Origin of the sequence: Bogoriella caseilytica (genome assembly GCF_003752405.1) — a bacterium.
Classification (GTDB): domain Bacteria; phylum Actinomycetota; class Actinomycetes; order Actinomycetales; family Actinomycetaceae; genus Allobogoriella; species Allobogoriella caseilytica.
In genome coordinates, this window is the sequence record NZ_RKHK01000001.1 from 97,571 (window position 1) to 111,027 (window position 13,457).

Annotated in this window: 12 protein-coding genes; 1 reads left to right on the plus strand and 11 read right to left on the minus strand. The window is 67.8% G+C overall.

What is annotated here, in order from left to right; translation table 11 throughout:
• Positions 1 to 15: 15 nt before the first annotated feature.
• From EDD31_RS00435 to hrcA, 9 genes are all read right to left on the minus strand, one after another.
• Entirely contained in the window at positions 16 to 1,524 is a 1,509-nt protein-coding gene (locus EDD31_RS00435; RefSeq protein WP_170163132.1) for an HNH endonuclease signature motif containing protein, read from the minus strand.
• 69 nt (positions 1,525 to 1,593) lie between these two features.
• The gene (locus tag EDD31_RS00440; protein ID WP_123302429.1) at positions 1,594 to 2,322 is read right to left on the minus strand and encodes a hypothetical protein; all 729 of its coding nucleotides are present in this window, start codon (positions 2,320 to 2,322) and stop codon (positions 1,594 to 1,596) included.
• Between the two features lie 205 nt (positions 2,323 to 2,527).
• Positions 2,528 to 3,127, minus strand: a complete 600-nt coding sequence (locus tag EDD31_RS14605; protein ID WP_148058821.1) for a DUF6318 family protein — start codon at positions 3,125 to 3,127, stop codon at positions 2,528 to 2,530.
• Positions 3,128 to 3,381: 254 nt separating this feature from the next.
• Complete coding sequence (era, locus tag EDD31_RS00450; RefSeq protein WP_123302431.1) at positions 3,382 to 4,392, minus strand: GTPase Era; 1,011 nt, start codon at positions 4,390 to 4,392, stop codon at positions 3,382 to 3,384.
• The gene (ybeY, locus tag EDD31_RS00455; protein ID WP_123302432.1) at positions 4,389 to 4,838 is read right to left on the minus strand and encodes an rRNA maturation RNase YbeY; all 450 of its coding nucleotides are present in this window, start codon (positions 4,836 to 4,838) and stop codon (positions 4,389 to 4,391) included. Before ybeY ends, era begins: the two co-directional genes overlap by 4 nt.
• Positions 4,835 to 5,998 carry a PhoH family protein gene (locus tag EDD31_RS00460; RefSeq protein WP_123302433.1) on the minus strand — a complete coding sequence of 388 codons (1,164 nt, stop codon included), beginning with the start codon at positions 5,996 to 5,998 and terminating at the stop codon, positions 4,835 to 4,837. The genes ybeY and EDD31_RS00460 overlap by 4 nt, the downstream gene beginning before the upstream one ends.
• A 12-nt stretch (positions 5,999 to 6,010) precedes the next feature.
• Positions 6,011 to 6,874: a 16S rRNA (uracil(1498)-N(3))-methyltransferase gene (locus tag EDD31_RS00465; protein WP_123302434.1), complete on the minus strand. Its 864-nt coding sequence runs from the start codon at positions 6,872 to 6,874 to the stop codon at positions 6,011 to 6,013.
• Positions 6,871 to 8,001, minus strand: a complete 1,131-nt coding sequence (gene dnaJ / locus EDD31_RS00470; RefSeq protein ID WP_123302435.1) for a molecular chaperone DnaJ — start codon at positions 7,999 to 8,001, stop codon at positions 6,871 to 6,873. Before dnaJ ends, EDD31_RS00465 begins: the two co-directional genes overlap by 4 nt.
• Before the next feature lie 76 nt (positions 8,002 to 8,077).
• Positions 8,078 to 9,097 carry a heat-inducible transcriptional repressor HrcA gene (gene hrcA, locus EDD31_RS00475; RefSeq protein ID WP_123302436.1) on the minus strand — a complete coding sequence of 340 codons (1,020 nt, stop codon included), beginning with the start codon at positions 9,095 to 9,097 and terminating at the stop codon, positions 8,078 to 8,080.
• A 136-nt stretch (positions 9,098 to 9,233) separates the two neighbouring features.
• On the opposite strand from hrcA, the gene EDD31_RS00480 reads away from it, so the two are divergent.
• Positions 9,234 to 10,145 carry a DUF3097 domain-containing protein gene (locus tag EDD31_RS00480; protein WP_123302437.1) on the plus strand — a complete coding sequence of 304 codons (912 nt, stop codon included), beginning with the start codon at positions 9,234 to 9,236 and terminating at the stop codon, positions 10,143 to 10,145.
• A gap of 131 nt (positions 10,146 to 10,276) precedes the next feature.
• On the opposite strand, the gene hemW is transcribed toward EDD31_RS00480, so the two are convergent.
• Positions 10,277 to 11,557: a radical SAM family heme chaperone HemW gene (hemW, locus tag EDD31_RS00485; protein WP_123302438.1), complete on the minus strand. Its 1,281-nt coding sequence runs from the start codon at positions 11,555 to 11,557 to the stop codon at positions 10,277 to 10,279.
• A 1-nt stretch (position 11,558) separates the two neighbouring features.
• Positions 11,559 to 13,412, minus strand: a complete 1,854-nt coding sequence (gene lepA, locus EDD31_RS00490; protein WP_123302439.1) for a translation elongation factor 4 — start codon at positions 13,410 to 13,412, stop codon at positions 11,559 to 11,561.
• Positions 13,413 to 13,457: the final 45 nt, after the last annotated feature.

The window sequence follows — 13,457 nt, forward strand, 5'->3', positions numbered from 1 at the left end:
CACTGGTACCCGGTACTAGTACGGCGGGTCTGCATCGGTGACAGCGGGGTGATCGCGATGACGCGAAGCTCCGGCCCGGTGCGGAGTGCGACTTCGGGGCGAGCCCGGTGCCTCGGCGACATCGTGCTCGCGCCTCGTCGGCCGGATGTGGCGCGACGGCGACTCATTGGAGGCAGGACCCGGAGGCCCGTTGATGGTGGTGACTCCCGCCGGGTCGCGCCGGTAGCGGTGACCGGTGGGCGAGGTCCAGGTGATGACACCAGTGCTGGAGTTCCGGCTGACCGAGAACTCTCCCCGGCTCTTGGCTCGGTGGTCCGCGGGGCACAACGCAGCCAGGTTCTCGGCGCTGGTGGCTCCGCCATGACTGAAGGGGGTGATGTGGTCGAGTTCGCAGTTCTCGGCGCTTACGGTGCATCCGGGCCTGGTGCAGGTGCCATCTCGGGCTCGAACGCTCCGAGCGACACCGGCCGGGGGCCGATAGGTCGACCTTCCGACGTCGAGGACGGCACCGGAGAGCGGGTCGGTCACCAGTCGGCGCCACACTCCTCCAGCGGCGATCGCCCGGGCGGTTAGCGGGTCGATCGCCCCATAGCCCTCCAGGTGAGCAACTCCCGCACGGTCGGCGCCCTCGCCCACGAGGATGTGCCAGGGCACCGTCACATTGATGCTCGCTCCGGCCGTTCCGGAGAGATGCTGACCGGATCCGAGCGCCGCAACCAGGCTGTCGGCTCGCAGCTGGTCGGAGGTCCGCGGCTCGCCGCTTCCTCGCGCACGTCGAACCGCGGACGTGAGTGCCTGGTCGATGCGTACAGCGGCGTCGGCCGGGAGGATGGCGCTGATCCTGGCCATACCGTCGGGGAGCGCTTGCGGACGGGTGACGCGACGACCAGCTCGAGCTTGCTCATGCCGGGACACGGCGCCTTCGGGATCGGCATCGATCACCTCCCGAGCGACGTCGCGTGCAAGCTGGTTCGGCGTACGGCCAGGCGCGCTGGGAAGGACCGCGTCCTCGACGTGGATCGCGACCGGGAGGGCCATTCCACGGAGCCCGTCGGCCATGACGGTGGCTTTCCGCCAGCAGATCCGGCCCTCTTCGAGAGCCTCTGCGGTTGCCTGCAATGGGCCCTGCATCGAGAGGCCCGTGGCGATCAGGTGTGCGGCGGCGCGGCGTGTCCACCCGAGCCTCATGGCCAGGTCTCGCGATGCGCGCGGTTCCAACGTCTTGCGCGCCCGCGAGTCAGGAGAGATCGATCGCTGACGGTCCTCTCCTTCGAGTTCGCCCGGGCCATAATGGTCCTGCAGATGGCGCTCGACCCGCGCCGCCGCCTCCGCCTGGCGAGCCTGAGCCCATGAGGCGACGCGCCCCCAGGCGGCGACGGCTTCCACGGAGTCGAACCCGTCGAGATCTTCGACATCCACGCCAGCCATGAGCAACGCAAGAGCTGAGCCGCTCAGGTGCGAGGCGCGCTCGAGCAACTCGTCACTGCGCCCCGCTTGGAGGCGAAGGGTCTTCTCGGATGCCATGTATCGAACGTACATTCGACCACTGACATCGCCGCACCCCTTGGTGGCCGACCGGAGTCTCCGCTCTGCCTACGGACCGAGGGTCGACGGGTCAACGAGCCTCGGAGTGAACTCACGGACCTCGAAGGCCGGGGAGGCGCTCACCGTGACGGCGCTGCCTGCAATCGGTTGCCAACCCCCCGTACCCGGGCCACGGAACTGGCCGACCCATCGCGTCAGAAGCGATATTCCGGTCTCGTCGACGGCCTGGGTGTACGTATGGGAAAACGTGTGATCCGGGTACGGCATCCCCGGGTCTGCGGTGGCGTACACGGCAGCCTCCCCCAGTGCCTCGGCAACCGGGTCGTGAAAGTTCCACACATACTCGACGGGCCAAACCTCAACTTCGACCTGCTGCCCGAGCAGAGTGGGCGTAAAGCGTTGCGCCTCCGCCCTGGAATAGGCGATCGTCTCGACGTTCACCGCCACCCACCGTTCCGAGGCATCGTCCATCGGCGGCTGGATCACCAGCTCGCCCGCAGAAATCGGCAACCGCGCGAGATCCTCGGCCGTGACCACCACGGGCGCCGGCTCACTCGATTCGTCATCCTCGTCGACGGGCTCCTCGAGCTCAGGGGCAACAGGGGGGACGCATTCGATCCAGATCGCCTCGCCCGAGCCATCCAGTTCACCGCAATCCGCAAGTACGGCACCCAGGGGATTGTCTGCCATGTACAGCGGATCGCTCTCCCACCAATGCACGACGTTCTCGACAGCGGGGCCCTGGACGAGGAAGGTGTCGCCGGGCGGAGTGGACACAGAAGCAATCGGAGGCTCTAGGGCGGCCGAGTCACCGACGTTAGCGATTCGTCTCTCCGCTTCTACGGCAACATGGCCATCCCCATAAGACGACGTGAATCGATCGGAACTCTCCGGGTCAGCACCCGCTGAAGCAGCCAGCACGACATTAACAGTACTCGCGATAACTGCAATACTGGGGCCCATAAAGTAGCGGCGAGGGGACTCACTCCTCGGGTTCGCTCGACGCAACATTCGCGCTCACCCCCTCGATAATCCAGTGGCCACCTCCGCCTGGGTGTCGCATGAGAACATCGACGACCACGTCGCCTCCATCAAAATTTTCGATTACTTCACCATCCGAGTCCCGATGGACTCCCGGAAGCTCCGTAAGGTATACGCGGACTAAATGGGAAGGATTCTCAGAATCCGGCGGAAAGACTTCAGAGCGTGTCACTTCCACGTCGCCCCCATCGTGGAACTCTCCGACATCGCGCATGCGCTGCACCTCCTCGGATACAGAAGCACATGACTCGCAATCTGGAGCAGAGAGTTCTTCGTAAGCCCCAATGTCGCCCCCCGCATGGATGTACGCATGAAGCTCAACGAAGTACTCCGCCGCGTTCTGTGCGCCTTCATCGTCGTCGCGATGAATGTCCGGCACCTCCGGCGGATCCATGTCTGGCGGTCCGGAGGCGGTCTCGTCAGCGCTGGGTTCGGCCTCGTTCTGGGAGTCCGCATCCGTGGCTTCAGCCGGAGATGCCGGCTCGGCGGGCTCCGTGCCGGAGCACCCAGCGGCCAGCACGGCCAGCGCGCCTAGTGACACCCCTGCACGCCACCAGACACGCCGCCTGCGGGCGCGGCGCCCATCCTCCGCTGCCTGCCCGCGAACGTATACATGTCGTCGCATCTGCCCCTCCCCCGGACGCGATCATCTCTGACCGAGAAGATAGCGGGGTCATGACGCTCACGCCAAGGGCCCTACCTGGGTCTGGGGAAAAGCCGACTGAGAGGAGGCGCGAGTGGGTGTCCTGTTCTCTTGCGTCCCCGGAATGCACACAGAAGTTCTCCGGCCTCGGTTCAGAACCCGAGCCTGCCCAACTGCTTGGGGTCGCGCTGCCAGTCCTTGGCCACACGCACGTGGAGATCCAGGTACACCCGGCGTCCCAGCAGAGCCTCGATGCCCTTCCGGGACTGAGTGCCCACCTCGCGGAGCCGTGAGCCGCCCTTTCCGATGATGATCGCCTTCTGCGAATCCCGCTCCACGTACACGTTCACATGCACGTTGAGCAGCGGCTGCCGCTGCGCGTGCTTGTCCGCCGCAGTCGGCTCGCGTTCGATCATCTCTTCGACCACCACGGCCAGAGAGTGCGGCAACTCGTCCCGCACGCCCTCCAGGGCCGCTTCACGGATCAGTTCGGCGATCATCACCTGCTCGGGCTCGTCGGTGAGCTCCCCTTCGGGATAGAGGGGCGGCCCTTCGGGCAGATGCCCGAGCACCACCTCGGTCAGCACATCGATCTGCTCGCCGCGCACCGCCGAGACGGGAACGATATCGGCGATCGTGAGCCCTTCCATGCGGTCGATGTCCATCAGGTGCTCCATGAGCCGCTCTTTGCTCACCGCGTCGGCCTTGGTCGCCGCCACCACGATCGGCGCACGCAGATGCGAGATCTCGCGGGCGATGTGCCGATCCCCCGGGCCCACCTTCTGGTCGGCCGGCAAGCAGAAGACCACGACGTCGACGTCGGAGAGCGTCTCGCGCACCAGGTCATTGAGGCGCTGGCCCAGGAGCGTGCGTGGCCGGTGCAGACCGGGAGTGTCGACCAGCACGATCTGGCCGTCCTCGCGGTGCACGATGCCGCGAATGGCGCGCCTGGTGGTCTGAGGCCGCCCAGAGGTGATGGCCACCTTCTCCCCCACCAGGGCGTTGGTGAGCGTGGACTTCCCCGCGTTCGGCCGCCCGACCACACACGCGAAACCAGAACGGAAGCCTTCCGCCCAGCCTCCAGATGGCAACAGCCCGCCCGCCAGTGCGTTGGCGTCCTCGGGGAGATCTTCGCCGGAGCCGCCCTCGCCAGGAAACCTCATCGCTGCGCCAAGAAGGTGAGCAGGAGCTTGCGCTGCAGCGCGAACATTTCCTTCTCCTCCTCGGGTTCGGCGTGGTCGTACCCGAGGAGGTGGAGGATCCCGTGCACGGTCAACAACAGCATCTCTTCCTCGGCGGAGTGACCCGCCTCCTTGGCCTGAGTGGCTGCGACCTCGGGGCACAACACGATGTCACCCAAGGTGCCCTCCGGGAGCGGCTCACCTGAGCGTCCGGGGCGCATCTCGTCCATCGGGAAGGACAGGACATCGGTGGGACCGGGCTCATCCATCCATCGCACGTGCAGCTCGGTCATCACCTCGGTGGTGACGAACAGGACCGAGAGTTCGGCCTGCGGATGGATTCGCATCTCCTCGAGCACATAGCGCGCTAAGGCCGCGAACTCCTCCTCGACGACCTCGTAACCGGACTCGTTCGCCACCTCGATCATCGTGCGCCCCTTCCATCGCGCCCGCGCGAACGCTCAGGGCGGCCGCGCCCGCCCGGACCAGCGCCACCACCGCCTCGATTCCCGGAGGCCGTTCCGCCCGGCCCGGCGCCGATGGCGTCCCACCGCTCGTAGGCGTCGATGATGTCTCCGACCAGCTTGTGGCGCACCACGTCCGCGCTGCTCAGACGGCAGAAGGTCACGTCTTCCACGCCGTCGAGGATCTCCTGGACCACCCTTAGGCCCGAGCGCTGTCCGCTGGGCAGGTCGACCTGGGTGACATCACCTGTGACCACGACCTTGGAGTCGAATCCCAAGCGGGTGAGGAACATCTTCATCTGCTCCGGCGAGGTGTTCTGTGCCTCGTCAAGAATGATGAAGGAACTGTTGAGCGTGCGGCCGCGCATGTAGGCCAGCGGCGCCACCTCGATGGTGCCCGCGGCCATGAGCTTGGGAATCGTCTCCGGTTCGAGCATGTCGTGCAGTGCGTCGTACAGCGGCCGCAGGTATGGATCGATCTTGTCGGTGAGGGTGCCCGGAAGATAGCCCAATCGCTCGCCAGCCTCGACGGCCGGTCGGGTGAGGATCAACCGGGTGACCTGCCCGGCCTGCAACGCCGAGACCGCCTTGGCCATCGCCAGATAGGTCTTTCCGGTGCCCGCCGGGCCGATGCCGAAGGTGATGGTCGACTCGTCGATCGCATCGACGTAGCTCTTCTGGCCCACGGTCTTGGGCCGGATCGTCTTTCCCCGAGAGGACACGATGTCGGTGGTGAACACCTCCGCCGGTCGTGTGGCGCCGTGTTTGCGCGCGTCGCGCAGCATCGAGACCGCGCGATCCACGGCATCGCCGCTGAGCGGCTGGCCGGCGCTCGCGACGGTCACGAGCTCCTCCACGAGCCGCTGGGCCAGCCCCACATCTCCCGGCGGGCCCGTCAGCGCCACAGTGTTGCCGCGCACGTGCACATCAACGCCGGGGAAGCCACGTTCGACGGCGCGAAGCGCCTCGTCCCGCTGCCCCAACAACACCACCATCGGCACGGACTCGGGCACCGTGACCAGCTCATGGACGTGACCGGCGGGCAGATCGCGGCCCGAGGCGGGCTGGGGGTCCCCCGGATTGCTGTGCGCGGCGGAACCGGCGGCGTCGAAAGGCTGTGTCATAGGGGTCTCACATTACTGCGCGGGACTGCTGGGGCCGGAGGACATGTCGTGTTCCACACTCCCGGTGTGGTCCCAGCGCCCCAACCGCGCGGCGAGCACCGCCAAGGCTGCCGGACCAGCCGTGGAGGAACGCATGACATGCGGGCCGGCGCGCACCACTCGCGCACCCGCCGCAGCGAGCTCAGTCAGCTCGTCCACGGCAATGCCACCCTCAGGCCCCACCACTACGGCGAGGCGCACCCCGGGGGCGTTCCCACCGTCCGGGGTCAGCACCTCATCCAGCAGGGAGACCTCGGCGGACTCGTGCAGGACCAGCACCGCCCCTCCGGCGCCAACAAGGTCGCGCGTGAATCCGGCCAGGCCGCGGGTCTGCACGAAGGGCAGCACCTCGGGCACGAAGGCACGGCGAGACTGCTTGGCGGCCGCACGCACCAGAGCCTCCCAACGCCGCATTCCCTTACCAGCCTTGCCACCATCTCCCTGAGCACTTCCACCCTTGCCACCGGACCACACCGAGACAGAGCGCGCGGCCTGCCACGGCAACACGGCGTCGACGCCGAGCTCGGTCGCCGACTCGATGGCCTGCTCATCGCGACCGCCCTTAGCGAGCGCCTGCACCAACACGAGCTGGGGTGAGGGCGCGGCCTCGTGATCCACCGCGAGTACGGAGACCACGAGCTCGTCCTTGCTGGCGGCGGTGACGCTCGCGGTGACTCGCACACCGCCACCGTCGACGAGATCGATCTCCTCACCGGCGCGCAGCCGGCGCACGGTGGCCGCGTGGCGGGCCTCCTCCCCGGTGAGCCGCAGAGCCGCCCCCACCGTGGCCCCGGCCAGGAGGTCAGGATCGGCGTGGAAGGCGGCGCGGGTGGTCATCGGCCAGTGAGCTTCTCGTAGAGCTTGGAGAACATGCCCGAGCCCGAGGCTGCGAGGCGCGGCTCCGGCCGTGCTTCGCCACGTTCCTCGGCAAGGTCCATCAGGAGCTGACGCTGGCGCTCATCGAGCTTGATGGGCACCTGCACGTTGATGTGCACGTGCAGGTCACCACGGCCGTGGCGCTGCAGGCGCCCCACGCCCAGACCGGGGAGCCGGATCACGTGGTCGGGCTGAGTACCGGGCGCGATGTCCACCTCCTGCGGGCCGTCCAGCGTTTCCAGCGTGGCCACGGTGCCCAGCGCGGCCGCCGTCATCGGGACCGGGAGGGTGCAGTGCAGGTCGTCGCCGCGGCGCACGAACACCGAGTGCGACCGCTCGCGGATCTCGATGTACAGGTCTCCGGCGGGGCCGCCGCCGATACCGACCTCCCCGCGGCCGGACATGCGGATCCGCGTTCCGGTCTCCACCCCAGCGGGGATGTCGACCGTGAGCGACTGGCGGGTGCGCACGCGGCCCTCTCCGGCACAGTCCGGGCAGGGATCGGGGATGACGGTGCCCACCCCGCCGCAGGCAGTGCACGCGGTGGTGGCCATGACCTGGCCGAGGAAGGACCGGGTCATCCGCTGTACCGAGCCACGCCCCTGGCACACCTCGCAGGTGCGCGGGGACGTGCCCGGACGGCAGCAACTGCCGTTGCAGGTGGAGCAGACCACGGCCGTCTCGAGCTGCAGATCCTTCGTGGTGCCGAAGACGACGTCGCGCAGTTCGAGGTCCACGCGCATGAGCGAGTCCTGGCCGCGCCGCGCGCGCGAGGCCGGGCCACGCTGACCGCCGCCGGCCCCGCCGAAGAAGGTCTCGAAGATGTCGCTGAAGCTGCCGAAGCCCTGAGCGCCCGGGAACCCGGAGCCCGCTCCGCCGAGCGCCTCTTCGCCACCCATGTCGTACATGCGCCGCTTCTCGGGGTCGGCGAGTACCTCGTAGGCGCGGCCGAGATCCTTGAACTTCTCGGCGCCTTCCTCACCGGCGACGTCCGGGTGATAACGGCGGGCCATCTTGCGATAGGCCTTCTTGATGTCCTCGGCGCTCGCATCGCGCGATACGCCCAGGATCTCGTAGTAGTCGGTCACCTGGTCTTCTCTCGACTGGGATGGGGTACAGGGTCAGGTGGTCATGCCGCAGCGAACCGCCAGCTATGCGTGGCCGTCAGCCGGCAAGGATGCGGGAGAGGTAGCGAGCCACAGCGCGCACCGACGCCATGGTGCCGGGATAGTCCATGCGGGTCGGGCCCAGCACACCGAGCCGACCCACTCCCTCCGTGGCACTGCCTCCACCGTAGAGGCTGGTGATGATCGACGTCTCCATGAGTGCCTCGTCGCGGTTCTCCGAACCGATGCGCACGGTCAGTGCATCCTCGGCCATCTCGGAGAAGAGCTTCAGCAGCACCACCTGCTCCTCCAGGGCTTGCAGCACCGGGGAGATCGTGCGAGTGAAGTCGACGTCGGCGCGGGCCAGGTTGGCGGTGCCCGCCATGACGATGCGCTCCTCCGGCTCCGACTCGAGGGATTGCTTGAGCTGGGCGGCGACGCGCTCCACCAACGGCCGCTGGGCCACGGAGAACTGCTGGGGTAAATCGTCGAGCTCGGCCGTGATGTCCTCCAGTCGGCGCCCGGCAGCAATCACATTGAGGTGGGCCCGGAGCTCGGCGATGACCTGGGCCTGCAGATCCTCGGGGACCTCAACGGTGTGTTGCTCCACACGCCCGGTGTCAGTGATGACCACCACGAGCAGCCGCCGCTCTGCGACCGGCACCAGCTCGAGGTGGCGCAGGGAGGTACGGCGCATCGAGGGGTACTGCACCACCGCCACCTGCTGCGTGAGCTGGGCAAGCAGGCGCACCGTGCGATCGACCACGTCATCCACGCTCGCAGCGTCATCGAGCAGCAGCTGAATCGCTCGCCGCTCTGCCGGAGACAGCGGCTTGACCGTGTCGATCTGATCGACGAACACCCGGTAACCCTTGTCGGTCGGAATGCGACCGGCAGAGGTATGCGGCTGAGCGATCAGTCCGGAGTCCTCCAAGGCGGCCATGTCGTTGCGAATGGTGGCCGGGGAGACCTCGAGGTGGTGGCGCTCCACCAGCGCCCTGGAGCCCACCGGCTCCCGGGTGTGCACGTAGTCGCGGACGATCGCCTGGAGCACGTTGATCCTGCGCTCTTCACTCATGACGGTCTCCTCTCCCACGTTTCGTGCTCGCCATCCCGTGCGTGCCCTTTCAGCACTCGGATGATCCGAGTGCTAATCCTACGCGCCCCGGCGGGTGCGCGCCGGAACAGCCCGCAGTGCTTCCTAGAGTGCCCTCGTGACACAGCACAGCGGCCACGATCGATACGGCTCCGACGTCCTGGGGACTGACCCCCGTGCCCAGCACCGCGCCCCGCGGCTGCGCGCCACGGATCAGCCCGCCGAGATCGGCCTGGTCGCCGAGGAGGTCACCACGGGCTGGGTGGGCGCTGTGGTCCGGGTGGAGAAGTCCGGGGGCGTCCATGTGGTCGTCCTGGAAGACCGGCACGGACGCACGCGGTCCTTCCCCCTCGGGCCCGGGTTCCACGCCGAAGGCCGGCCGGTGATCCTCACCGCTCCAGTCGCGAGGTCGCGCGCCAACGTGGCCCACGGCGCCGGACGGCGGACCGAGGGTGGCCGGCGATTGACCGCCTCGGGTTCCGTGGCGGTGCAACGGCAGCGTGCGCGGGTGGCCCAACCCTCGCGGATCTGGGTTGAGGGCCGCCATGACGCTGAGCTGGTCGAACAGGTCTGGGGTGATGACCTGCGCGTCGAAGGTGTGGTGGTCGAGCTCCTCGAGGGCGCGGACAATCTCGAAGTGATGCTCCGTGACTTCGGCCCCGGGCCCGGGCGGCGCGTCGGCGTTCTGCTGGACCACCTGGTGCGCGGCTCGAAGGAGACCCGCATCGCTGAGCAGGTACGACGCCGCCACGGTGGCCACGTGTTGATCCTGGGCCACCCGTACGTCGATGTGTGGCAGGCCGTGAAGCCGGAACGTGTCGGCCTTCCGGCCTGGCCCGACATCCCTCGCAGTATCGACATCAAGACCGGCACGTTGGCGGCGCTGGGCTGGCCGCACGAGAGCCGGGCCGACATCGCCCAGGGGTGGAAGCGCATCTTGCGCACAGTGCGTGACTACCGCGACCTCTCCCCCGCATTGCTCGGCCGTATGGAAGAGCTCATCGACTTCGTCACCGCGCCCGAGGGCTGACAGCACGCAGGGCCAGCTCGAGCCCGGCAGCGACAACGCTCCGGAGGCGATTGTGGTCACCTTGAGCCGGTATGGGAGCGCGAGCGTCCCTCAGAGCGGCACCAACTGACCTCAACCGCTTTGGCGGGGCATCATGCCAGCAGGTCGCGCACCACGGCGTCGGCCAGCAGGCGTCCACGCAAGGTCAGCACCAGCCTGCCGGCGCCCTCGTCATCGAGGGTTGCGGGCGCAGCCTCAGCCAGTCCGCGGGAAACCAGATCAGAAAGCTGCTGCGCCTGGGCGCCGTGCAGGACGAGCCCTTCAGCCAACCGCGCACCGAGCATGACGCGCTCCATCTCACGGGTCGCGCCGTCGAGGATCTCCCGGCCGGCTGCCGGACTCAGGCCCTGATCGAGCCTGGTCGCGTAGGCACGGGGGTGCTTGACGTTCCACCAGCGCACCCCGCCCATGTGGCTGTGCGCGCCCGGGCCGACTCCCCACCAGTCGGCGCCGCGCCAGTAGGAGAGGTTGTGCCGCGAGGCGTGCCGCGGAGCACCCGGCTGTCCTGGCTGCGGATCACCGGGGGCCGTGCGTGCGAAGTTCGAAACCTCGTACCAGCGGTAACCCGCCTCAGTGAGAAGGCCGTCGGCCAGCTCGTACTTCTCTGCAGCGTCGTCATCACTGGGCAGCTCGAGCTCACCGCGCCGCACCTGCGCGGCCATCTTGGTGCCGGGCTCGACCACCAGCGCGTAGGCCGAGAGATGATCCGGTTTCAGCTCCAGCGCGGCCTCCACACTGATGCGCCAATCATCGAGGGACTCCCCCGGCGTGCCGTAGATCAGGTCGACCGAGACCTCCAATCCGACGTCCTGGGCCCAGCGCACCACCTGGGGCAGCCGCGCCGGATCGTGCGTGCGCTCCAGCGTGGCCAGCACGCCCGGCACCGCAGACTGCATGCCGAAGGAGACCCTGGTGAAGCCCGCCTCGGCCAGCTGCGCGAGCCCGGCGGGATCCACCGAGTCCGGATTGGCCTCGGTGGTCACCTCGGCGCCGGCGGACAGGCCCCAGGTCTCGCGGACGGCGTCGAGCATCCGGCTGAGATCACCAGGCGGGAGCATCGTCGGCGTCCCCCCGCCCACGAACACCGTGGAGACCTCCCGCTCGACCATGCCCGCGGAAGTCAGCTCCTCCGAGCGCAACACCCGCCCGGCGAGCTCGATCTCCCCCAGCGCGGTCTCGGCGTACTCGCTGATGCTGGCTCCGCCACCGAGCTCGGCCGCGACATAGGTGTTGAAGTCGCAGTATCCGCAGCGCACGCGGCAGAAGGGCACGTGCAGGTAGATCCCGAAGTCCCGGGTGTGCGCTCCCTCGGCGGCCGAGACCGGCAGAGCACCGTCCTCGGGAGCGGGCTCACCCTGCGGCAGTGCGGGCAAGTTACTTCTTGCCGGTGGGGGCGTCCGAGGTCAGGGCAGCCACGAAGGCCTCCGGCGGCACCTCTACGCGGCCTACCGACTTCATCTTCTTCTTGCCTTCCTTCTGCTTCTCCAACAGCTTGCGCTTGCGGGAGATGTCGCCGCCATAGCACTTGGCGAGCATGTCCTTGCGCAGAGCACGGATGGTCTCGCGGGCGATGACGCGCGCACCGACCGCCGCCTGGATCGGCACCTCGAACTGCTGGCGCGGGATGAGCTTGCGCAGCTTGCCGGCCATGTCCACGCCGTAGGAGTAGGCGTTGTCCTTGTGCACGATCGCGGAGAAGGCATCCACCTGCTCGTGGTTGAGCAGGATGTCAACCTTGACCAGGTCGGCGACCTGATCGCCGGAGGGCTCGTAGTCGAGCGAGGCATAGCCCCGGGTGCGGGACTTGAGCTGGTCGAAGAAGTCACCGACGATCTCGGCCAGCGGCAAGGTGTAGCGCAGCTCCACCCGGGTCTCGGAGAGGTAGTCCATGCCATTCAGCGAGCCGCGGCGCGACTGGCACAGCTCCATGATCACGCCCACGAACTCACTCGGCGCCAAGATGGTCGAGCGCACCACCGGCTCGCGGATCGACGCGATCTTGCCCTCGGGGAACTCGCTCGGATTCGTCACCCGATGCACCGTGCCGTCTTCGACGGTGACGTCGTAGGAGACGTTCGGCGCGGTGGAGATCAGCACGAGGTCGAACTCCCGCTCGAGCCGTTCGCGCACGATCTCCAGGTGCAGCAGGCCCAGGAATCCGCAGCGGAAGCCGAAGCCCAGGGCCACCGAGGTCTCCGGCTCATAGTTCAGCGCGGCGTCGTTCAGCTTGAGCTTGTCCAGCGCATCACGCAGCACGGGGTAGTCCGAGCCGTCCACCGGATACAGCCCGGAGAAGACCATGGGCTTGGGTTCCTGGTAGCCGCCGAGCGCCTCGGTGGCCGGAACCTTGTCGGCGGTGACGGTGTCGCCGACCTTGGACTGGCGCACATCCTTCACGCCGGTGATCAGGTAGCCCACCTCCCCGACGCCGAGGCCCTGGGTCGACACCGGCTCGGGTGAGATCACGCCGATCTCGAGCAGCTCGTGGGTAGCGCCGGTCGACATCATCTGGATGCGCTCGCGCGGGGTGATCTGGCCATCGATGACCCGCACGTAGGTGACGACGCCGCGGTAGGTGTCATACACGGAGTCGAAGATCATCGCGCGGGCCGGGGCATCGGCCTGGCCCTGTGGCGGTGGGATCTCCTCGACGATGCGGTCGAGCAGTTCTTCGACGCCGTCGCCGGTCTTGCCGGAGACGCGCAGACAATCCTCCGGTTCCCCGCCGATGAGAGTGGCCAGCTCGGCGGCGTACCGGTCCGGGTCTGCCGCGGGCAGGTCGATCTTGTTCAGCACCGGGATGATCGTGAGGTCGTTCTCCATGGCCAGGTAGAGGTTCGCCAGCGTCTGGGCCTCAATGCCCTGCGCGGCGTCCACGAGCAACACGGCACCCTCACACGCTGCCAGGGAGCGGCTCACCTCGTAGGAGAAGTCCACGTGCCCGGGGGTGTCGATCATGTTCAGCGCGTATGGCTTGCCCTCGACCTCCCAGGGCATGCGTACCGCCTGGGACTTGATGGTGATGCCGCGCTCACGCTCGATGTCCATCCGGTCCAGGTACTGCTCCTTCGCCTGCCGTGGTGTGACCACACCGGTGTACTGCAGCATGCGATCGGCAAGGGTCGACTTGCCGTGATCGATGTGGGCGATGATGCAGAAGTTGCGCAGGAGCTCCGGCGCCGTGGCAGCAGGAGTGATCGGGCCACTCATGGCGTTGGTCGCGGGCATACGGGATAGGGCAGAACTCACCCTCCCATCGTCTCACGCATGGAG